At 71.0% G+C, this 20,556-nt stretch carries 22 protein-coding genes; 11 read left to right on the forward strand and 11 right to left on the reverse strand.

What is annotated here, in order from left to right; all coding sequences use genetic code 11:
• Window positions 1-43: 43 nt before the first annotated feature.
• From JUB13_RS27335 to JUB13_RS27345, 3 genes are all read left to right on the forward strand, one after another.
• Window positions 44-826, forward strand: a complete 783-nt coding sequence (locus tag JUB13_RS27335) for a MipA/OmpV family protein (protein ID WP_207484986.1) — start codon at window positions 44-46, stop codon at window positions 824-826.
• 154 nt (window positions 827-980) lie between these two features.
• Entirely contained in the window at window positions 981-1,229 is a 249-nt protein-coding gene (locus tag JUB13_RS27340) for a DUF1272 domain-containing protein (protein ID WP_207484988.1), read from the forward strand.
• Between the two features lie 91 nt (window positions 1,230-1,320).
• Window positions 1,321-2,067 (forward strand): creatininase family protein, encoded by a 747-nt coding sequence (locus JUB13_RS27345; protein WP_207484991.1) that lies wholly within the window; start codon window positions 1,321-1,323, stop codon window positions 2,065-2,067.
• Between the two features lie 62 nt (window positions 2,068-2,129).
• Here the strand turns inward: JUB13_RS27345 and gshB are convergent, their stop codons facing one another.
• From gshB to rsmI, 4 genes are all read right to left on the reverse strand, one after another.
• Window positions 2,130-3,086 carry a glutathione synthase gene (gene gshB / locus JUB13_RS27350; RefSeq protein ID WP_207484993.1) on the reverse strand — a complete coding sequence of 319 codons (957 nt, stop codon included), beginning with the start codon at window positions 3,084-3,086 and terminating at the stop codon, window positions 2,130-2,132.
• Window positions 3,087-3,129: 43 nt separating this feature from the next.
• Complete coding sequence (locus tag JUB13_RS27355; protein ID WP_207484995.1) at window positions 3,130-3,960, reverse strand: SirB1 family protein; 831 nt, start codon at window positions 3,958-3,960, stop codon at window positions 3,130-3,132.
• 75 nt (window positions 3,961-4,035) lie between these two features.
• Window positions 4,036-4,416 (reverse strand): YraN family protein, encoded by a 381-nt coding sequence (locus JUB13_RS27360; RefSeq protein WP_328703035.1) that lies wholly within the window; start codon window positions 4,414-4,416, stop codon window positions 4,036-4,038.
• 43 nt (window positions 4,417-4,459) lie between these two features.
• Window positions 4,460-5,284 (reverse strand): 16S rRNA (cytidine(1402)-2'-O)-methyltransferase, encoded by an 825-nt coding sequence (rsmI, locus tag JUB13_RS27365; RefSeq protein ID WP_328703036.1) that lies wholly within the window; start codon window positions 5,282-5,284, stop codon window positions 4,460-4,462.
• Between the two features lie 119 nt (window positions 5,285-5,403).
• Here rsmI and JUB13_RS27370 point away from each other — a divergent pair, with 119 nt between their 5' ends.
• Window positions 5,404-6,615 (forward strand): penicillin-binding protein activator, encoded by a 1,212-nt coding sequence (locus tag JUB13_RS27370; RefSeq protein WP_328703037.1) that lies wholly within the window; start codon window positions 5,404-5,406, stop codon window positions 6,613-6,615.
• Between the two features lie 133 nt (window positions 6,616-6,748).
• Here the strand turns inward: JUB13_RS27370 and JUB13_RS27375 are convergent, their stop codons facing one another.
• On the reverse strand, window positions 6,749-7,390 hold the full coding sequence (locus tag JUB13_RS27375; protein WP_207485001.1) for a Vgb family protein: 642 nt from the start codon (window positions 7,388-7,390) through the stop codon (window positions 6,749-6,751).
• A gap of 9 nt (window positions 7,391-7,399) precedes the next feature.
• Window positions 7,400-8,635 carry a helix-turn-helix domain-containing protein gene (locus JUB13_RS27380; RefSeq protein WP_207485003.1) on the reverse strand — a complete coding sequence of 412 codons (1,236 nt, stop codon included), beginning with the start codon at window positions 8,633-8,635 and terminating at the stop codon, window positions 7,400-7,402.
• A gap of 121 nt (window positions 8,636-8,756) precedes the next feature.
• Between JUB13_RS27380 and JUB13_RS27385 the strand changes: the two genes are divergently transcribed.
• Both JUB13_RS27385 and JUB13_RS27390 read left to right on the forward strand, forming a co-directional pair.
• The gene (locus JUB13_RS27385) at window positions 8,757-9,551 is read left to right on the forward strand and encodes a DUF899 domain-containing protein (RefSeq protein WP_328703038.1); all 795 of its coding nucleotides are present in this window, start codon (window positions 8,757-8,759) and stop codon (window positions 9,549-9,551) included.
• Window positions 9,539-10,384: a DUF2182 domain-containing protein gene (locus JUB13_RS27390; RefSeq protein ID WP_207485007.1), complete on the forward strand. Its 846-nt coding sequence runs from the start codon at window positions 9,539-9,541 to the stop codon at window positions 10,382-10,384. Before JUB13_RS27385 ends, JUB13_RS27390 begins: the two co-directional genes overlap by 13 nt.
• Before the next feature lie 28 nt (window positions 10,385-10,412).
• Here JUB13_RS27390 and hemW read toward each other — a convergent pair whose 3' ends face one another.
• From hemW to rph, 3 genes are all read right to left on the reverse strand, one after another.
• Window positions 10,413-11,606: a radical SAM family heme chaperone HemW gene (gene hemW / locus JUB13_RS27395; protein WP_207485140.1), complete on the reverse strand. Its 1,194-nt coding sequence runs from the start codon at window positions 11,604-11,606 to the stop codon at window positions 10,413-10,415.
• 32 nt (window positions 11,607-11,638) lie between these two features.
• Window positions 11,639-12,232, reverse strand: coding sequence for an RdgB/HAM1 family non-canonical purine NTP pyrophosphatase (gene rdgB, locus JUB13_RS27400; RefSeq protein WP_207485009.1), 594 nt, complete (start codon window positions 12,230-12,232; stop codon window positions 11,639-11,641).
• Between the two features lie 118 nt (window positions 12,233-12,350).
• Window positions 12,351-13,067, reverse strand: a complete 717-nt coding sequence (gene rph, locus JUB13_RS27405) for a ribonuclease PH (RefSeq protein WP_207485142.1) — start codon at window positions 13,065-13,067, stop codon at window positions 12,351-12,353.
• 214 nt (window positions 13,068-13,281) lie between these two features.
• Between rph and hrcA the strand changes: the two genes are divergently transcribed.
• Together hrcA and grpE are read left to right on the forward strand one after the other, a co-directional pair.
• The gene (gene hrcA / locus JUB13_RS27410) at window positions 13,282-14,310 is read left to right on the forward strand and encodes a heat-inducible transcriptional repressor HrcA (RefSeq protein WP_207485011.1); all 1,029 of its coding nucleotides are present in this window, start codon (window positions 13,282-13,284) and stop codon (window positions 14,308-14,310) included.
• A 56-nt stretch (window positions 14,311-14,366) separates the two neighbouring features.
• Window positions 14,367-14,972, forward strand: a complete 606-nt coding sequence (gene grpE, locus JUB13_RS27415; RefSeq protein WP_207485013.1) for a nucleotide exchange factor GrpE — start codon at window positions 14,367-14,369, stop codon at window positions 14,970-14,972.
• A 92-nt stretch (window positions 14,973-15,064) separates the two neighbouring features.
• Here the strand turns inward: grpE and JUB13_RS27420 are convergent, their stop codons facing one another.
• On the reverse strand, window positions 15,065-15,937 hold the full coding sequence (locus tag JUB13_RS27420; RefSeq protein WP_207485015.1) for a DUF1848 domain-containing protein: 873 nt from the start codon (window positions 15,935-15,937) through the stop codon (window positions 15,065-15,067).
• A gap of 112 nt (window positions 15,938-16,049) precedes the next feature.
• Here JUB13_RS27420 and JUB13_RS27425 point away from each other — a divergent pair, with 112 nt between their 5' ends.
• Entirely contained in the window at window positions 16,050-16,511 is a 462-nt protein-coding gene (locus tag JUB13_RS27425; RefSeq protein WP_207485017.1) for a hypothetical protein, read from the forward strand.
• Window positions 16,512-16,518: 7 nt separating this feature from the next.
• Here the strand turns inward: JUB13_RS27425 and JUB13_RS27430 are convergent, their stop codons facing one another.
• Window positions 16,519-16,722, reverse strand: a complete 204-nt coding sequence (locus JUB13_RS27430; RefSeq protein WP_207485019.1) for a hypothetical protein — start codon at window positions 16,720-16,722, stop codon at window positions 16,519-16,521.
• 511 nt (window positions 16,723-17,233) lie between these two features.
• Here JUB13_RS27430 and dnaK point away from each other — a divergent pair.
• Both dnaK and dnaJ read left to right on the forward strand, forming a co-directional pair.
• Complete coding sequence (gene dnaK, locus JUB13_RS27435; RefSeq protein WP_207485021.1) at window positions 17,234-19,150, forward strand: molecular chaperone DnaK; 1,917 nt, start codon at window positions 17,234-17,236, stop codon at window positions 19,148-19,150.
• Between the two features lie 111 nt (window positions 19,151-19,261).
• Entirely contained in the window at window positions 19,262-20,398 is a 1,137-nt protein-coding gene (gene dnaJ, locus JUB13_RS27440) for a molecular chaperone DnaJ (RefSeq protein ID WP_207485023.1), read from the forward strand.
• Window positions 20,399-20,556: the final 158 nt, after the last annotated feature.

Here is a 20,556-nt window from a genome sequence, read left to right on the forward strand (position 1 = left end):
CTCTAAAGATGCATCAATGCACTTTATATGTGAGGTCCCCGTGATGGCAATGACCGCCCCGCACCGATCGCTGCTGGCAAGCGCTCGGCTTGTTCTCGTCTCGATCGCGTTCTGCGCGGCGGCGCCGGCACACGCGGATTCGGAGCCGGATCCGGATCATGTGACGCTCGGCGCCGGCGCCGGAGTAACGCCGCGTTTCGAGGGCTCAGACGAGTATCGGATCCAGCCGCTCCCCCTCTTCGATGTGCAGTGGGGGCGCTTCTTCGCCAGGACCGCGGACGGAATCGGCGTCGATATCCTCAGGACCTCGAGCCTCACGCTCGGGGCGAGCGTCACCTGGATGCAGGGATACGACGGGGACGACGTGCCCGAGGGCATCGGCGGCGTGGACGATGCTCTGGGAGCGCGGATCTTCGTTTCGGCACGACACTGGGGAGCGGTTGCGACGCTCTCCGCCACCCAGGCCGTCACCGAGGACGACCGGGGCCTGATCGCCGGTCTGAGCTTCGCCTATCCCGTCGAGGCGACCGAACGCCTTTCGATCACGCCCGGCATCGGCACGACATGGGCCAGCGCGAAATACGCGCGCAGCTATTTCGGCGTGAGCCCAGGCGAGGCCGCGGCGTCCGGGCTGGAGCGGTACGATCCCTCGAGCGGCTTTAAGGACGTCACTTTCCGCATCGGCGTCAGCTATCGCGTCACGGACGACATAAGCCTGCGCGGATCCGTCGGCATCGTGCATCTGCTCGATGTCGCCGCGGATAGCCCGCTCGTCGAGCAGCAGACCCACCCCATCGCCTTGATGGGGCTGACCTATACCTTCTAGAGCCTTCCCGGTTCGGCTGGAATCGCCTCCGGCGATTCCCCCGGGGCCAAGGTCCCGTACGCCTCTGCAGGCTCTGCACGCTCGACCCGGACTCGCTGTATGCTGGCCTCGCCGGACCGCGGCGGCGCGGTCCCACCGCGAGGAGAGCGATGCCGTGCTGGAGCTCAGACCCAACTGCGAGTGCTGCGACAGGGACCTGCCGCCCGAGGCCGAGGACGCGGTGATCTGCTCCTTCGAGTGTACCTTCTGCCGGGACTGCCGTGACGGCGTGCTGGGCGGGCGCTGCCCGAACTGCGGGGGCGAGCTGGTGAAGCGCCCCGTCCGCCCGGCGGACAAGCTCGCCGCGAACCCGCCCTCCTCCCGGCGTGTCCTGAAGCCCGCCGGCTGCCGCGACGCCGCCTGATGCGGGTGGTGCCGCTCTCGGTGTTCGGCGGTTTACCGGCGGGCCGCCGATGTGCTCCCATGGCGGCCGGATCCTACCGCTGGAACATGCCATGCTCCTGTCCCTGTGCACCTGGCCCGAGGTCGAGGCCTATCTGAAGACGTCGACCGGGATCATTGTGCCCATCGGCTCGACCGAGCAGCACGGCCCCACCGGCCTGATCGGGACCGACGCCATCTGCGCCGAGGCGATCGCCCGCGGCATCGGCGAGCGGACCGGCGCCATGGTCGCGCCGGTCATCGCCGTCGGCATGGCCGCCCACCACATGGCCTTCGCGGGAAGCCTGACGCTGCGCCCGTCGACCCTGGTCGCCGTGATCCGCGACACGGTGCTGTCCCTGGCCGAGCACGGCTTCACCCGGATCCTGTTCGTGAACGGCCATGGCGGCAACATCGCGACGGTGCGCGCGGCCTTCTACGAGATCCACGACGAGCTGCGCACGACGCGCGGCGCGGCGGCGCCGGACCTGCGGCTGAAGGTCGTGAGCTGGTGGGAGAACGAGGCCGTCGGCCGCCTCTCGCGCGAGCTCTTCGGCGACCGCGAGGGCAGCCACGCGACCCCGTCCGAGGTCGCGGTGACCCAGCACCTGTTCCCCGACGCCATCAAGCCCGTGCCGGCCGCGCTGGGCACCGCGCCGCGCGGCGCCTTCCACGACCATCGGGACTTCCGGCGCCGCTTCCCCGACGGGCGGATCGGCTCGGATCCCTCGCTCGCCCGGCCCGAGCACGGAAAGCGGCTGATGGACGCCGCCGTGGCGGCGATCTCCGAAGGCTGGGCCGAGTTCCTGTCGGAGCCCTGAGCCCCGGGACGGAGCAGAGGCCGCCCCGGTGCCGGCGCGCCGTGGCGGCCGCGGGGCCGCGCTCAGGCGCCGCGCAGCGCCGAGACGCGGCGCTCGATGGCGTCCCAGAGGGTCACCTCGATCTGCACGCCGTCCAGGCGGTTGATCTCCTGGATGCCCGTCGGGCTGGTGACGTTGATCTCGGTCAGCCAGTCGCCGATCACGTCGATGCCGACGAAGATCAGGCCCTTCTCGCGCAGCGTCGGGCCGATCGCGGCGCAGATGTCGCGCTCGCGGGCGGTCAGGGTCGTCCGTTGCGCGGCTCCGCCGGCGTGGAAGTTGGCCCGCGCCTCGCCCTCCTGCGGCATGCGGCTGACCGCGCCAACGGGCTCGCCCTCGACGAGGATGATGCGCTTGTCGCCCTGGCGGATCTCGGGAAGGTAGCGCTGCACGATCAGCGGCTCGCGGTAGAGCTGGGTGAACAGCTCGAGCAGCGAGCCCAGGTTCTCGTCGTCGGGCTTCAGGTGGAAGATGCCGGCGCCGCCGTTTCCGTAGAGCGGCTTCACGATGATGTCCCGGTGCTCGGCCCGGAACGCCAGGACCTCCTGCTTGTCGCTGGTGATCAGCGTGGGCGGCATCAGGTCCGGAAAGCGGGTCACGAACAGCTTCTCGGGCGCGTTGCGCACCTCGGCCGGGTCGTTGACCACCAGCACGCGCGGCTGCACGTGCTCCAGGAGGTGGGTCGCCGTGATGTAGGCCATGTCGAAGGGCGGGTCCTGGCGCATCAGGATCACGTCCACCGTCGACAGGTCCAGCACCTCCTCGGGCCCGAAGCTGTGGTGGTTGCCGTACTCGCGCCGCACCGTCAGCGGGCGCGCCCGGGCCACCAGCCGGCCGTGCCGGAGGCTCATCTCCTTCGGCATGTAGTGGAACAGCGCATGGCCCCGGCGCTGGGCCTCCAGCGCCATCATGAAGCTGCTGTCCCCGTCGATGTTGATGGACTCCATGGGATCCATCTGGATCGCGACGGCGAGCGGCATGGCGGTTCCCTTCCCGGGTCTCGTTCGTTCGGTTCGGCTTGGTTCAGTTCAGCTTGGAGCGGAGCTGCTGCAGCAGCAGCGCGGTCTGGTGCTTCAGCGTCTCGTTCTGGCTCAGCGCGATGAAGGTCTCAAGCGCGGTGACGGCGGCATCGAGGTTTCCCGCATGGGCATGCAGCAGGCCTGCCTCGCGCCACAGCGTCGGCTCGTCCGGGGCGAACAGGAGCATGCCGTCGACGATCTCGGCGGCCTTGTCGACGCGCTCGCCCTTCATGAAGCGGAGCTTCAGGTTGTTCTGGAGCCGCAGCAGGATGTCGCGGTTGCCGACGGGCTGGTAGTGCTCGGGCGTCAGCTCGGCGTCCAGCCCCGCCGCGACCTTCAGCAGGTCGCGCAGCTCGTGCGGGCCGCGCGGACGCCCCTCGTCGAAGGGGTCGATGATGGCGCGCTCGCCCATGGCCTCCAGCCGGATCAGGAAATGGCCCGGGAAATTCAGCCCCTCCACCTCCCAGCCCTGGGCCCGCGCGGCATGGATGAACAGGATCCCGATCGCGACCGGCAGTCCCTTGCGGCGCTCCACCACGCTGATCAGGTTCGCGTTCCGGATGTCGTCATAAGTCAGCTGGTCGCCGCGATAGCCGTAGCGCTCCACCAGCACCGTGCGCAGCGCGCCGGTCCGCGCCTCCAGGGCGGGCGCATCGCCGGCCTCGGCGCCGACGGCCTCGGCGAGCTCGGCCAGGTGCCGGCGGCAGACCTCGGCGTCCGCGTCCGGACGTTCCAGCACCGCAAGCGCCAGCGCCGCCTCGGCGAGGTCGATCGCCTCGTCGGGCTGGGTGCCGATGCGGCGCAGGAGGTCCTGGGCTTGCTGGCGCGTTGTCACGGGTCGTTCTGCTCCGTTCTCGGCTCGCGCCGGAATAGCCCATCTTTCCGGCCCAAGTCGATCCGGAAAAGCACCTCAGCCATCGGTGGGGGTCCACGCACCCCGAAGGTGCCGCGGCCAACGCCAGGGCAGCACGAGCATGGCATCGAAGCGAAGGTCCAGCTCCTGGAGCTCCGGCCGGGCGGCCACGGCCTGCCGGGCCGCCCTTTCCAGGCGGCGGCGCTGGTGGGCGGAGACGGCGCCGTGGGCCAGCTCGGCATCCGGACGGGCCTTCACCTCGACCACCGCCAGGACGCCGCCGCGCCGCGCCAGGATGTCGATCTCGCCCCAGGGCGAGCGCAGCCCGGCCGCGACGATCCGGTAGCCGCGGAGCCTCAGCGCCAGCCGGCAAAGGGCCTCGGCCCAGCGCCCGCGCAGGCGCGCCGCCCGGCCGCGGTCCGCCCTGCCACGGTCCACCCTGTCGCGGTCCGTCCGGCGCCCGTCCCTTCCCTGCGCAGTCCTACCGCCCGCCACCCCCATTCCCCTTCGCCAGCTCCAGCGCCCGCGCATAGACCTCGCGCCGCGGCAGGCCCAGCGCCGCCGCCACCTCGGCGGCGGCATCCTTCACGCTGAGCCGCCCGAGCGCGTCGCGCAGCGCCGCCTCCATGTCGCCGGGCGCCGCGGCCTCCTCGCCGGGCGGGCCGATCACCACGACCACTTCGCCTTTGGGCGGGCCGGCCGCGGCGTAATGGGCCGCCAGCGCGTCCAGCGGCCCGCGCCGGACCTCCTCGAACAGCTTGGTCAGCTCGCGCGCCACGGCGGCCTCGCGCGGGCCCAGCAGCTCGGCCGCCTGGGCCAGCATCTCGGGCAGGCGCTGGGCCGATTCGAACAGGACAAGCGTCGCCCGCACCGGCCTCAGCTCGGCCAGGGCGGTCGCCCGGGCGCCCGCCTTGGGCGGCAGGAAGCCCGCGAACAGGAACCGGTCCGTCGGCAGCCCCGAAAGCACCAGCGCCGCCATGGGCGCGCTGGGCCCGGGCAGCGCGGTGACGGCCAGCCCCTCGGCCACCGCCTCGCGCACGAGCTTGTAGCCGGGGTCCGAGACCAGCGGCGTCCCGGCATCCGTGACCAGCGCCAGGCTCTGCCCGCCGCGGAGGCGCTCCAGCAGCACGGGGCGCATGCGCGCCGCGTTGTGCTCGTGATAGGTCAGCAGCGGCCGGTCGATGCCGTGGATCGTCAGGAGACGCCGCGTGACCCGCGTGTCCTCGCAGACGATGGCATCCACCCCGCCGAGGACCGACAGGGCGCGCAGGGTCAGGTCGGCCGCATTGCCGATGGGGGTCGCCACGAGATAGAGCCCGGGCCTCGGCCGGTCAGGACCCGGTGCCCGTGGGGTCGGTTTACTTGAGGCTGCGGCGCCGCTACCTTCGTCGCCTTCCTTCGCTGGATCGGACACGGAGATCCCCGGTGGCACGTTTGGCTGTTCCTTCCTGGGTGCGGATCCTCGCGGTCCTGGCCCTCCCGGCCTGCGCGCCCACCGTAGCGGCGCCGCCGACGACCGCGCAAGCGCCCCAGGAGCCGCCGCCCTTCGCGGTGGAGCCGCCGCCCTCGGTGATCACCGAACCGCTCGGGCCCGGGACTGCCGACGGGCGGGTCCAGGTGGCGCTGCTGCTGCCCCTGAGCGGGTCCGCCGCGGAGATCGGCCAGGGCATGCTGAACGCGGCGCAGCTCGCCCTCTTCGACGTGGCCGGCGACCAGTTCGAGCTGCTGCCGCGCGACACCAAGGGCACGCCCCAGGGGGCTGTCGCCGCCGCGAACGACGCGGTCGCCGCTGGTGCCGATCTGATCCTGGGGCCGCTCTTCGCGGCCGAGGTGTCGGCGGTGAAGCCGGTCGCCCAGTCCGCGAACCTGCGTATGCTGGCGTTCTCAAACGACTGGTCCCTGGCGGGCCAGGGCACCTGGACCATGGGCCTCGTCCCCATGGAGCAGGTGCGCCGCGTCACGGGCTATGCGCGGTCCCAGGGCATCTCCCGGCTGGGCGGGCTCGTGCCCCGCTCGGCCTATGGCGATGCGGTCATGCGCGCGCTGCAGGACGCGACGCAGCCGGGCGGCTCGACGCTGGTCCGGGTCGAGCGCTACGATCCCGCGGCGCCGGACCCGTCCTCGGCCGTCCGGGCGCTGGCCTCGGGCGGAACCTCCGCCTTCGACGGGGTGGTGCTGGCCGAGGGCGGCGATCGGCTGCGCGTGCTCGCCCCCATGCTGCCCTTCTACGAGATCGATCCCCGCCGGGTGCGCCTGCTGGGGACCGGCCTGTGGGACGAGCCCGCCACCTGGCGCGAGCCGCAGCTCGCCGGCGGCTGGTATGCGGCCCCGGATCCCGAGGCGCGGGCGGATTTCGAGCAGCGCTATCAAGAGTTCTTCGGCCGCCGGCCGCCGCGCCTGGCCACCCTTGCCTACGACGCGGCGGCCCTGTCGGCCGTCCTCGCGCGCAATGCCGGGCCTGCGCCCTTTGGCGATGCGAACCTGACGAACCCCAACGGCTTCGCCGGCGCCGACGGCATCTTCCGCCTGCTGCCGAACGGGCTGGTCGAGCGCGGCCTCGCCGTGCTGGAGATCCAGCCCTCGGGTCCGCGCGTCGTCGACCCCGCGCCGGAGACCTTCCAGGCCATCGGCTTCTAGGCCGGGACGCGACGGATCATGCGTTCCTGACGGATCCGGCTGGAAGGCGGTTCGGATCGCCACGAACCGCGAGGAGAGGCCGTTTCGATCATCGGCCTATGGCAGTGACGGGGATCCCGGAGCCGCCATCCTCCTAGGATTTTCCCGCGGCTCGCCGGACGACCCTGACTTTCCCGCTGGATCCGCCACCGCAGAAGAACCGGCCGCCACCATCGGACTCGAGCCCCGACACGCCGGTTCCGGGCGGCATCTCGAGCCGCTCGAGGACCTCTCCGGTCCGGGGATCGACGCGGCGCAGATCGCTTTCCTCGCCCTCCCAGCTGCCGTGCCAGAGTTCTCCATCGATCCAGGTGACGCCGGTGACGACGCGACTGGATTCGAGGCTGCGGAGAACTACCCCGGTTTCGGGATCGAGCTGATGGATCTTCCGCTCGCGATATTGCCCCACCCATAGCGACCCGTCGGCCCAGGCAAGCCCCGAGACGCCGTTGCCGGCAGGCACGGGGATCGTCGAGAGCACCTGGCCGGTCTGCGGATCGATCTTCTGGATGCGGTCGCCGGCGATCTGGAACAGGTGCAGACCGTCGAAAGCCGTCCCCGCCTCGGCCGCGACCTCGATGGAACGAACCATCCTCCCGCTTTCGGGGTCGATGGCGTTCAGCCTGTCTCCGGAGGCGAACCAGACATGCCGGCCGTCATAGGTGACGCCATGCACGTGGTCGGCGCCCGGGAAGGGCCCATATTCGCGAAGAATTTCTGCCGGTGATCGGGTCATGGGTCGATCCTAGCCGCCCGGCAGGGGAGCCGGGAGCAACAAGGCTGTCGTGAATCCCGGATCGGGCGGCATCATCCAGCGCCGTGCCCGCCCGCGACCGAACGACTGCACCTTGCCCGCCGATGCCAATGCGTCGAGTGCCCGCTGGACAGTGCGCTGGCTGGTTCCCAGCGCAAGCGCCAGGGCCGAGCTCGACCATGCCTCGCCATCGGCGAGCAGGGCCGACACCGCCGCGTGCGGCCCCTCGACGGGCCGCGCCAGAACGATCACCTCGGCCGTCTCGCGCGGCGCCAGCACGAAGCCGCCCTTCGTCGCGCACACGCCGGCCAGCGGCCGCAGCGCCGCGCGGAGGCGGCCGATCTCGACCCGCAGCCGGGCACGATGGGACTCGTCGGCATGCCTGGCACCGAAAGCCCGTGCCACGAGCCTGTCCCTCGGCACGTCGTCGGGCCAGGCCTCCGCCAGCACGCGCACGAGCGCGAACAGAACCGGGCGCGTCGCGAGCGGGACCATCACGCCCTGTCCCCGCACGGCATGTCGGCATGCATCCACGACCAGCGCCGGCGCGGTCTGCAGCGCCTCGACGTCCTCAAGCAGGAGAGGTTGCTCCCCGCCCCTCGTGACCAGGCGTGCCGCGGGCGCGTCCAGCATGCGGGATGCGCTTTCGACCTCCGCCGCGAGCGCGGGGATGCCGGCGCGGTGCGCGGCCCGTTCAGCCCTGGCCAGCGCCGCGCGCGCCACCTTCGCGCGCAGGCGTCTGACCGCTATTCCCGCGACGACCAGCTCGTGGGCAGCCCTCCATGCGGGCGGCAAGGGCTCGGGCTCGATCTCGGCGAGCCTGCGCTCTGCCTCATCGAGCTGCCCGATCAGGAGCAGGCGCCGCACTTCGAGATGCCGCGCATGCGCTGCGTTCAACCGGTCGCCATGCTTCTCGAGCGTCGTCCGCGCCGCGTCGAGCGCCTTCGGAGACCAGCCCAGGTCACGCGAGACGAGCGCGATCTCGGCCTCGGCCACGATGCATCGTGCGCGGGCGACGGCTGCATCGGGGCCGAAGGCGCGCACCGCGTTCCGCAAGAGGACCTTCGCGCGAACGAGGTCGCCGAGCTGCGCCATCGCGATGCCCCGAAGCGCGAGCGAAGGCGCGTCGTCGCGCAAGGCGACCCGGTTCAGCGCGCCGAGGGGATCCCCTGCCGCGAGCGCGCGGGCCGCCGACGTGATCAGCGCGTCATCCGAATCCCGCCACACTTGTAACTCCCCGCTCTCCGACGGCCGGCACTAAGCCATTCCAGCACGCAACCAGCACGTCGTGCCGATTACGGACCGGCCGGCGAAGCGCAGCAAGGAGAGACGAAGGATGGTGGGGCACGTGACCGGGACACGCAAGGAATGGCTGGCTGCACGCCTAGAGCTCCTGGAGGCGGAGAAGGAGCTGACGCGGCGCAGCGACGAACTGGCCCGGCGGCGCCAGGAGCTGCCATGGGTCCGGATCGACAAGGCGTACCGCTTCGAAACGGAGGAGGGCGAAGCATCGCTGGCGGATCTGTTCGGGGGGCGTTCGCAGCTCCTCGTCTACCACTTCATGTTCGGGCCCGACTACGAGGCGGGGTGTCCGTCCTGCTCGACGATCGCGGATGGCTTCGACGGCTTCTCCGTCCATCTCGCCAATCATGACGTGGCGCTGTGGGCCGTCTCGCGGGCACCGCTCCCGAAGCTGCAGGCGTACAGGCGGCGGATGGGCTGGTCCTTCCCCTGGGCATCCTCCGCCCCGGGCGACTTCAATTTCGACTTCAACATCGCGTTCACGGAAGAGCAGGAGCGCGAGGGACAGGTCGAATACAACTACCGGGCCGAGGCCGAGCCCCGTTGGCGCGCCGGCCAGGAGGGTGGCGGCGAGAAGGCGGAATCCCTGCTCGCCACCATGTGCGGAACCGACACGGCCACGTACCATCGCGACAGGCCCGGCATGAGCGCGTTCGCGCTCGAGGACGGCGTCGTCTATCACACCTATTCCGCCTATTCGCGCGGGCTGGACGCCCTCTGGGGCATGTACCAGTGGCTCGATCGCGCTCCTCGCGGACGTAACGAGACCGGCATCTGGTGGCTCCGCCGCGACGAGTACGGCAAAGGCGGAAAGGGCCGGGACGCTCCGTGCTGCGCCTGAGCCCGGCCCTCGGTGCGGCCTGGGAAGGAAAGGGTTCCGGGCGGATCGTGTCCGCCCGAGCCTCCCGGGCCTTCTTCGCCGTCCAGGCGGTTCTGTTCGGCGCCAGCGCCGCCGCGACCTTCGCCTGGTCCGCATCCATGTCCGCGATGGGCGGGATGCCCATGCCGGGCGGCTGGACGATGTCCATGGCGTGGATACGGATGTGCGGGCAGACCTGGCCCGGCGCCGCGGCGTCGTTCCTCGGCATGTGGGTCGTAATGATGACGGCGATGATGCTGCCGTCTCTCGTGCCGATGCTGTGGCGCTACCGGCGGGCCCTCGACTGCACGGCCGGGGCACGCGCGGAGCCGCTGACGGCTTTCGTGGGCGCAGGGTATTTCTGCGTGTGGACCCTCATCGGCCTCGCCGTCTTCGTCCTGGGAAGCGCGCTGGCCACGGTCTCGATGCAGCTGCCGGCGCTGTCGCGGGCCGTTCCGGGCGCCGTCGTTGCGGTCGTCCTTGCCGCCGGCGCGCTCCAGTTCACGGCATGGAAGGCGCGTCATCTGGCCGCCTGCCGCGAGGCGCCGGACCCCGATCCTGCGTCGCCAGCCGGCGCCTGGGCGGCCTGGCGTCACGGGCTGGGCCTCGGGATCCGCTGCGGCTGCAGCTGTGCCGGGCCAGTGGCCGTCCTTCTCGTTTGGGGGGTCATGGACCTGCGCGCGATGACCGTCGTGACGCTGGCCGTCACGGCCGAGCGTCTCGCGCCGGGCGGGGCGCAGGTCGCGCGGGCGATCGGCGCGATCCTCATCCTGGCAGGGCTGTTCCTGCTCGGGCGGGCATCCTGGGTCGGATGAGGCTTGGAGCCCAATCGCGGCGCGCGCCTCAGGGCAGCAGGGCCGCCAGCACGGCGTTCAGTCGCTGTCGCCCGGCGAGGGTCGCCCGCAGGCGGGCCGGGGTGATCTCCAGGAAACCGCCGGCGACCAGCCGGTCCAGCGCCGCGGGCTCCACCAGCTCGGCCAGCGGCGTGCCCGCCTCCTCCGAGATGCGGGCAAGCGGCACGCCCTCGGCAAGGCGCAGGCCCATCATCAGCAGCTCGGTCGCGCGCGCCTCGGCCGGGACGGGCTCGTGGGGATGGGCGCCGTGGCCCCCGCGGGCCGTGCGCTCCAGCCAGACCTCGGGGGCGCGGTGGGCGCGCGTGGCCCATTTGGTTCCGTCCAGCGTCAGCCGGCCATGGGCACCGGGCCCGATCCCCACATAGTCGCCGTAGCGCCAATAGGTCAGGTTGTGGCGTCCCTCCTCGCCCGGGCGGGCATGGTTCGAGATCTCGTAGGCCGGCAGGCCCGCGGCCTCGAGCTCCTCCTGAGTCGCCTCGTAGAGCGCGCCGGCCAGGTCGTCGTCGGGCATCGCGAAGGCGCCGCGCCGGTGCAGCGCGTGGAACTGCGTCCCCTCCTCGATGGTGAGCTGGTAGACCGAGAGATGGCCCACGGCCATGGCCAGGGCGCGCCTGAGCTCGTCGCGCCAGGCCGCCACCGTCTGCTCCGGCCGCGCGTAGATGAGGTCGAAGGAGAAGCGGTCGAAGCTGCGCGCGGCGAGCTCCACCGCCGCGCAGGCCTCGGCCACGTCGTGGCCGCGGCCGAGAAAGCGCAGGGCCCGGTCGTCCAGCGCCTGGATCCCCAGCGACAGCCGGTTGACCCCGGCGGCCCGGAACCCGGCCAGGCTCTGCGCCTCGGTGGATGTCGGATTGGCCTCCAGCGTCACCTCGGCGCCGGGCGCCAGCGTCCAGCGCGCGGCGATGCGCTCCAGCACGGCGGCGGCGGTCGCGGGGTCCATCAGCGATGGCGTGCCCCCGCCGAAGAAGACGGAGGTCACCGTGCGGCCGGGCGTCAGCGCGGCGTAGTGGTCGATCTCGCGCAGCAGCCCCTGCCGCCAGTCCGCCTGGTCGACCCGCTCGCGGACATGGCTGTTGAAGTCGCAGTAGGGGCACTTCGACAGACAGAACGGCCAGTGGACGTAGACCCCGAAGCCCGGCGCCCCAGCCTCCGCGCCCGCAGCCTCCGCGCCTACAGCCTCCGGCACCGCGGCCTCTGCCGCCGTGGCCTCGATCTCGGTCACCGGAAGCACCGCTCCACGAGCTGGCGGAAGGCGTCGGCCCGGTGGCTGATCGCGTGCTTGGCGTCGGGATCCATCTCGCCGAAGGTCTGCTCGTGCCCGTCGGGCAGGAACATGGGATCGTAGCCGAAGCCGCGGCTGCCCCGCGGCGGCCAGACCAGCGTGCCGTGCACCTTGCCCTCGACCGTCTCGACATGGCCGTCGGGCCAGGCGAGCGTCAGGGCACAGACGAAATGGGCCCGCCGGTCTGCCGAACCGAGGCGCGCGTTCACGCGCTCCATGGCGCTCCGGAAGTCCTTGGCGGGACCGGCCCAGCGTGCGGAATAGATGCCGGGCTCGCCGCCGATGGCGGGCACCACCAGGCCGCTGTCGTCCGCCAGGGCGATCGTTCCGGATCCCTCGGCCGCGGCCAGGGCCTTCAGCTCGGCATTGGCGCGGAAGGTGGTCCCGGTCTCCTCGGGCTCCGGCAGGCCCGCCTCGGCCGCCGAGCGGAAGCTGGCGACGTGGGACCGCAGCAGCTCCGCGATCTCGCGGACCTTGCCGGGGTTGTGGCTGGCGATCACCAGCGTGTCGCCCTTGAACTTGCGGGTCATCTCGGAATGTCCGTCCGAACCAGGGCGTTCCTGGAGGTGGGGCCTGGAGGCGTGGTCTCTCAGCAGGCATATGGGGCCGCGCGCCCGCCGGCGTAACCCGGCAGGTGCGCAGGCGGCATCAGCCCTCGACCACGGCCTTCTGCAGCGCCGTCAGCTCGGTCACGCCCTTGCGGGCGAGGCGCAGCAGCTCCATGAACTGCTCCTCGGAGAAGGGCCGCTCCTCGGCGGTGCCCTGGACCTCGACGATCCCGCCGGAGCCCGTCAGCACGAAGTTGGTGTCGGCCTGACAGGCGCTGTCCTCGGCATAGTCGAGGTCGAGCACGGCGGCGCCGTTGTAGAGGCCGCAGCTCACGGCCGCCACGGAATCGACCAGCGGGATCCGCTGCAGCTTGCCGATCCGCACCAAGTGCCGGAAGGCCTGATGGAGCGCCACGTAGCTGCCGGTGATGGCGGCGGTGCGGGTGCCGCCGTCGGCCTGCAGCACGTCGCAGTCGACCTTGATCTGCAGCTCGCCCATGCCCTGGCGGTCGGTCACGGCGCGCAGCGCCCGGCCGATCAGGCGCTGGATCTCCTGCGTGCGACCGGACTGCTTGCCCTTGGCCGCCTCGCGGTCGGTGCGGGTATGGGTCGAGCGCGGCAGCATGCCGTATTCCGCAGTCACCCAGCCGAGGCCGGTGTTGCGCAGGAACGGGGGCACCTTCTCGTCGACGCTGGCCGTGCACAGCACGTGCGTGTCGCCGAAGCGGACGAGGCACGACCCCTCGGCATGCTTGGCAAAGCCCGGCTCCAGGCTGATGGGGCGCAAGGCGTCGGGGGCACGGCCGGACGGGCGCATGGTGTCGTTCACTCCGCTTTCCTCGGGGGGCAGCAGGCTAGCGGGGGGTCCCTCTCCCGTCCAGCACGGATCGGGGCGCGGGGCGGGGCGGGAAGAGCCAGGGGGGGAGCCAGGGGGGAGCCAGGAGGGGAGCCACGGGTGGTGGCGTTGATATGCCGCCTTGGCCTGACTACATTCGAAGCGCCGTCGCAGCCGGTTCTCTACGCCGAAGGACATGATCAGCGAACTGAACCAACGGTCGCGCGAGATCTTCAGGACCATCGTCGACGCCTATGTCGAGACCGGCGAGCCCATTGGCTCGCGCACGATCTCGCGGCGTCTCGGGATCACGCTCTCGCCCGCGACCATCCGCAACGTCATGGCGGATCTGGAGGAGCAGGGTCTCCTCTACGCGCCCCACACCTCGGCGGGCCGCTTGCCCACCGAGGCGGGGCTGCGCCTGTTCGTGCACGGCCTGCTGGAGCTCGGCGGGCTGACCGACAAGGAGCGCGAGAGCATCGAGCTGAAGTGCCAGGCCTCGGGCCGCTCGCTGCGCGACGTGCTGGACGAGGCCACGACCATGCTCTCGGGCCTGTCGAGCTGCGCCGGCCTCGTGCTCGCGCCCAAGACGGACCAGCCGCTGCGCCACATGGAATTCGTGAACCTGGCGCCCGGACGGGCCCTGGTGGTGATGGTCACCGCCGACGGGCTGGTCGAGAACCGCGTCATGGACGTGCCGATGGGCCTGCCCGCCTCGACGCTGCAGATGGCTTCCAACTACCTGAACGCGAAGCTGGTGGGCCGCACGCTGGACGAGGTGCGCTCCGAGGTGCTGCGCGAGATGGAGGCGCAGAAGAGCCAGCTCGACGCGCTCTCCTCCAAGGTGGTCGAGGCCGGCCTCGCCACCTGGTCGGGCTCGACCGGGCAGCTCATCGTGCGCGGCCAGGCGCGCCTCCTGGAGGATGTGACGGCGCTCTCGGACCTCGAGCGCATCCGCTCGCTCTTCGAGGCGCTGGAGACCAAGGAGGCGATGCTGCGCCTGATCGAGGCGACCGGCCGCGCCGACGGCGTGCAGATCTTCATCGGGGCCGAGAACCAGCTCTTCAACCATGCCGGCTGCTCGCTGGTGATCGCGCCCTACCAGAACAGCCGCGAGCAGATCGTCGGCGCCATCGGCGTGATCGGCCCGACGCGCATTAACTACGCCCGCATCATCCCCATGGTCGACTACACCGCCAAGGTGATCAGCCGCCTGCTCGGCTGAGCCCTGCGGGACGCGACGACACCACTGACGCCACACAGACAACGGATCGAAGAGCCATGCACGCGGAAGAGAACAAGAACGGCGCCGGGACCGAGGCTCCGCACCCCGACGAGGCGACCCAGGCCGCGCCGGACCCGCAGGTCGAGAGCGCGCCTGCGGACGAGGCGGTCCGCCTGAAGGAACAGGTCTCGCAGCTCAAGGACCAGCTCCTGCGCGCGCTGGCCGAGACCGAGAACGTCCGCCGGCGCGCCGAGCGCGACCGGGAGGAGGCCTCGAAGTTCGCCGTCGGCAAGTTCGCCCGCGACATGGTCTCGGTCGCCGACAACCTGCGCCGCGCGCTCGAGGCCGTGCTGCCCGAGCAGCGCTCGGCGGACTCGGCGCTGGAGAACCTCATGGTCGGGATCGAGGCCACCGAGCGCCAGCTCTCCGCGGCCCTGGAGCGCGCCGGGATCCAGCGCATGGAGGCGCTGGGCCAGCCCTTCGATCCGAACTTCCACCAGGTCATGTTCGAGGTCGAGAACAGCGGCAAGCCCGGCGGCACCATCGTCCAGGTGCTGCAGGACGGCTACACGATCAGCGGCCGCCTCCTGCGCGAGGCCATGGTCGGCGTCGCCAAGCGCGACGGGTCGGAAGCCCCGGGGCATCTCGACACGCACGCCTGATCCCGGGCCGGGCTGGTCGGGGTCGTCGCCCCTTCCGGGCTCAGCCCCGCGGCGCCAGCGCCTGGCCTAACCCCGCGGCGCCAGCGCCTGGCCTAGCCCCGAGGCGCCAGCGCCTCGGCGGCGGGATCGTGGGCGGCCCTGCGGCGCAGCGCGGCTGAGCGGCCGGACACGGCATAGCAATAGGCGCAGCCCTGCAGGCAGGTGTCGTAGGCGCCGATGTCGCGGCTCTCGGCGCACAGGCAGCCGGGCCGGTTGCCTCGCTCCCGCGCGCGCAGCGGCCGGCCCGCGACGTCCGACAGGCGGGCCGCGTCGACGCAGCGCGCGGGCGCCGTCCCGGGCGTGTCGGCCAGCGCGGGCTGGGCGCACAGGCTCAGCCGCATGCCGTGCTCCCCCGCGATCGCCGCGAGCTCCGCCATCAGCTCCCGCTTCTCGGGCTCCTCGGGGTCGCGCCAGGCCAGGCCGGCCTGGGCCAGGTTCCGCGCCGTCTTGCGGTATGGGGCGACGAACGAGGCCACGACCTCGTCCGTTGCCCCCCTCAGCGCCCGCGCCAGCCGGGCGAAGCCCTCGCGGTGCCAGGCCGCATCCATCTCCGCCGTCACCAGGATGGGATCGTAGCGCCACACCACGGCGCGCGGCCCGTGGCGCGCCGCGAGGTGCCGAAGCATGGCGACGGCGGCCTCGGGCCCGGGGACGTGCGGCTCGACAGCGCGGGGATAGCCCGTGATCGTCATCTGGACGAAGAAAGGCGTGCCCCGCGCGCGTACAACCTCGAAGGCGGCGTCGAACGGGCCGGGATTGCGGGTCCAGAACACGAAGCCGTCGACCTCCCCGGGGCTCAGGCCGACCCGCGCCGGCGGCCCGCCATAGGGGTTCGGCACCATGCAGTGGCCGGCTTCCAGCCGGTTCAGGAACCAGCGGCCGTAATGGGCAGGGATGTCGGTCCGGTAGCTCGCGGAGACGATCACGTTTCCTCGATGGTCACGGCTCCCCCGCGATCACGGTTTTCCCCATGATGGCGGTTTCCCGGTGCCGGGCGGCGCTCTATAGACGGGATGTCCGCGGAGGAGCCCTGCGACCATGACGCCCCTGAAGGAGATCGTCCATGCCGACCTGCTGCGCTTGCGGCTGCCCGCCGACTGGCGCGGGGCGCCCGAGGAGGACGGTGTCTCCTGCTGGACGCCGGATCCGCCGGATGGCGGAGCCCTGAGGATCCTGCTCGAGACGCTGTCCGGAGGCGATGCGGCGGTCCGGATGCTGGAGATGGCTACCCGGTTCCTCCAGCCCGGGGATGTTCGCGCCGCCGACCGCACGCTCGAGCAGCTCGAGGACGGGGCGCTGCTGGCGACGCTGCACGCCCAGGCCGAGGCCGATGGGGCGCCGGCGGCCTTCTATCTCTGGATGAAGGGGGTCGCGGCCGATCCGGGCGCGCTCTGCGCGCTGTTCAGCTTCTCCCTGCCGGCGGCGCGGGACGGCGATCCGCATTTCGCGGCCTTGCTGTCGATGCTGGATGCCGAGATCCGCGCCTGCCGCCTCGGGTAAGCGGCGGTCAGCAGTGGCCGGCGCTGCCGGACATCAGGCCCTTCAGCATGTCGCCCCGCGGGTCGGCGGCGCGCGCGGCCTCCTCGGCGGCCAGCGCCGCGAGCCCCACGAAATGGGCGAGTTCGGCCAGGTCGGCGCGGGCGGCGTCCTCGGCCAGGCTGTCGAGACAGGATTTGATGGCGAGGGCGAGATCGCGGCGCTGGACCGACATCGGAATTCTCCATGTGATGGCGTGGCTTCGGCCATCGCCGGCAGGCCCTTACCTGCCCTAAAGACATATACCACGATCGATCGGCGCGATCATCTGTGCGAAGAGCCTTCACAAGCAGGAATCATGGCAACCGGCAATTGCTTGCATACATAGAGAGACGCGCGGCCGTAGAACGCTCCGGGGCGAACAGTCATTGTGCGCGCGCCTGTTGCCGGCGCTCCTGCCATAGCTTGCATCCACCGCGCATCTTGAAGGAAGATTCGAAGATCCCGGGCGCCGGAGACTCGGTTTACTGCATCGCGGCATATGCGAACTCTGCGGCTGCGGGGCCATGCCCCGGGGGCCGCCGCGGCCTGCTCTCGCCGATTCGCGACAGGCAGGGCGGTTGCAGCCCCCCCGGGACCTGCCTATATCTGCGTCGAGACGGAAATCCTCCTCCCGGAACCATGGGGGCCGTGGCGGTGCCGCGACAGCGGGCCGACGCCGGCCTGCCGCAACGAAGAGGCTTGAAATGAGCAAAGTCATCGGGATCGACCTTGGCACGACGAACTCCTGCGTCGCCGTGATGGAGGGCACCACGGCGAAGGTGATCGAGAATGCCGAGGGCACGCGCACCACGCCGTCGATGGTCGCCTTCACGCAGGGCGGCGAGCGCCTCGTCGGCCAGCCGGCCAAGCGCCAGGCGGTGACGAACCCCGAAAGCACGCTTTTCGCGATCAAGCGACTGATCGGCCGTCGCGCCGAGGACCCGATCGTCCAGAAGGACAAGGATCTGGTCCCCTACAAGATCGTCGGCGGCGACAACGGCGACGCCTGGGTCGAGAGCTTCGGCAAGAAGTACTCCCCGAGCCAGATCAGCGCCTTCATCTTGCAGAAGATGAAGGAAACCGCGGAGAACTACCTCGGCGAGAAGGTCACCCAGGCGGTGATCACGGTGCCGGCCTACTTCAACGACGCCCAGCGCCAGGCCACCAAGGACGCCGGCAAGATCGCCGGACTCGAGGTCCTGCGCATCATCAACGAGCCGACTGCCGCGGCGCTCGCCTACGGCATGGAGAAGAAGGCGACCGGCACCATCGCGGTCTATGACCTCGGCGGCGGCACCTTCGACGTGTCGGTCCTGGAGATCGGCGATGGCGTCTTCGAGGTGAAGGCCACGAACGGCGACACCTTCCTGGGCGGCGAGGATTTCGACAAGCGGATCATCGATTATCTCGCGGACGAGTTCCAGAAGGAGCAGGGCATCGACCTGCGCAAGGATCGCCTCGCGCTGCAGCGCCTGAAGGAGGCCGCGGAAAAGGCTAAGATCGAGCTGAGCTCGACGACCCAGACCGAGGTCAACCTGCCCTTCATCACGGCCGACCAGAGCGGCCCGAAGCACCTGAACATCAAGCTGACCCGGGCGAAGCTCGAGGCGCTGGTGGACGACCTGGTGCAGCGGACGATCGAGCCCTGCAAGGCGGCGCTGCGCGACGCCGGGCTGAAGGCGTCCGAGATCGACGAGGTGATCCTGGTCGGCGGCATGACCCGCATGCCCAAGATCATCGAGACCGTGAAGCAGTTCTTCGGCCGCGAGCCGCACCGGGGCGTGAACCCCGACGAGGTCGTGGCGGTGGGCGCCGCCATCCAGGGCGCCGTCCTCAAGGGCGAGGTGAAGGACGTCCTGCTGCTGGACGTGACGCCCCTGTCCCTGGGCATCGAGACCCTGGGCGGCGTGTTCACCCGGCTGATCGACCGCAACACCACGATCCCGACCCGCAAGAGCCAGGTCTTCTCGACCGCCGAGGACAACCAGAACGCGGTGACCATCCGCGTCTTCCAGGGCGAGCGCGAGATGGCGGCTGACAACAAGCTGCTCGGCCAGTTCGACCTGGTGGGCATCCCGGCGGCGCCGCGCGGGGTCCCGCAGATCGAGGTGACCTTCGACATCGACGCCAACGGCATCGTCCACGTCTCGGCCAAGGACAAGGCGACCAACAAGGAGCAGTCGATCCGCATCCAGGCCTCCGGCGGCCTCAGCGATGCCGACATCGACCGCATGGTCAAGGATGCCGAGGCCCATGCGGCCGACGACAAGAAGCGCAAGGAGCTGGTCGAGGCGCGGAACCAGGCCGACGCCCTGATCCACACCTCCGAGCGTACGATCAAGGATGCCGGCGACAAGGTGTCGGCCGCGGACCGGTCCGCCGTCGAGACCGCCGTCGCCGAGCTGAAGGAGGCGCTGAACGGCGAGGACGTGGCTGCGATCAAGGCCAAGACCGACGCCCTGGCCCAGGCTTCCATGAAGCTCGGCGAGGCGCTCTACAAGGCGGGGCAGGACGAGGGCGCGGCCGGTGCGGCCGGCGGGGCTCAGCAGTCCGGCGATCCGTCGGTCGTCGACGCCGACTTCGAGGAGGTCGACGACGACAAGAAGAGCAAGTCCGCGTAAACGCTTGTCGGCTACGCTGACTGATCGGATCGGGCCGAGGCCCCGGCGCGCCCTCCTCGGGGGACGCGCCGGGGCTGTTTGCGGCCGGCATGGGCAGGGACTCGGAGCCTGATGGCGAAGCAGGACTATTACGAGCTGTTGGGCGTCGCGCGCGGGGCGAGCGCCGACGAGCTCAAGCGGGCCTATCGCAAGATGGCCATGCAGTACCATCCGGACCGCAACCCCGGCGACAAGGAAGCCGAGGCCAAGTTCAAGGAGATCAGCGAGGCCTATGACGTCCTGAAGGACGAGCAGAAGCGGGCGGCCTACGACCGCTTTGGCCACGCGGCCTTCGAGCAGGGCGGCGGACGCGCGGGGGCGGGCGGCTTCGACTTCAACTTCGCGACGGGCTTCGCGGACATCTTCGACGAGATGTTCGGCGAGTTCATGGGCGGCCGGCGCGGTGGCGGCGGCGGCAGCCGGGGCGCCGATCTTCGCTTCAACCTCGAGATCTCGCTGGAGGACGCCTTCAAGGGCTCCACCGCGACGATCCGCGTGCCGACCTCGGTGATGTGCGAGCCCTGCTCGGGCACCGGCGCCGAGCCCGGCACCCAGCCGATCACCTGCCCCACCTGCAACGGCGTCGGCAAGGTGCGCGCCCAGCAGGGATTCTTCACGATCGAGCGGGCCTGCCCGTCCTGCAGCGGCGCCGGCCGCGTCATCAAGGATCCCTGCAAGGCCTGCGGCGGCGCGGGCCGCGTCCGCAAGGAGAAGAACCTCCAGGTCAACATCCCCGCGGGGGTGGAGGACGGCACGCGCATCCGCCTGGCCGGCGAGGGCGAGGCGGGGCTGCGGGGCTCGGCCCCGGGCGACCTCTACATCTTCCTGGCGATCGCGCCGCACCGGTTCTTCCAGCGCGAGGGCGCAAACCTCCACTGCCGGGTGCCGATTCCCATGACCACCGCGGCGCTGGGCGGCACGGTCGAGGTCCCGACCATCGAGGGCAACCGGGCCAAGCTGAACGTGCCCGCGGGAACCCAGTCGGGCCACCAGTTCCGCCTGAAGGGCAAGGGCATGTCGGTCCTGCGCAGCCCGAATCGCGGCGATCTCTACATCCAGGCGGTGATCGAGACGCCGGTCAACCTGACCAAGCGCCAGCAGGAGCTGCTGCGCGAGTTCGAGAAGGCCGGCAACAAGGAAGGCACCCACCCGGAGAGCGAGGGCTTCTTCGCCAAGGTGCGGGAGCTCTGGGAGGACCTGAAGGACTGATACCGGCGGCGCATGAAGAGGTCATGATCTGCCGCCGGCATCACCATTTCGCTCCTTGCTGCGCAAGGAGCTGTCGGGTTTGAACGCAAGGCGCTTGATGGAAGCCATCAAGCGCCTTGCGTATGATACGGTCCTCCGCAGCCCGTCACGGCTTCCTG

It is taken from the genome of Arenibaculum pallidiluteum, from assembly GCF_017355985.1.
In the GTDB taxonomy this organism is placed as follows: Bacteria; Pseudomonadota; Alphaproteobacteria; order Azospirillales; family Azospirillaceae; genus Arenibaculum; species Arenibaculum pallidiluteum.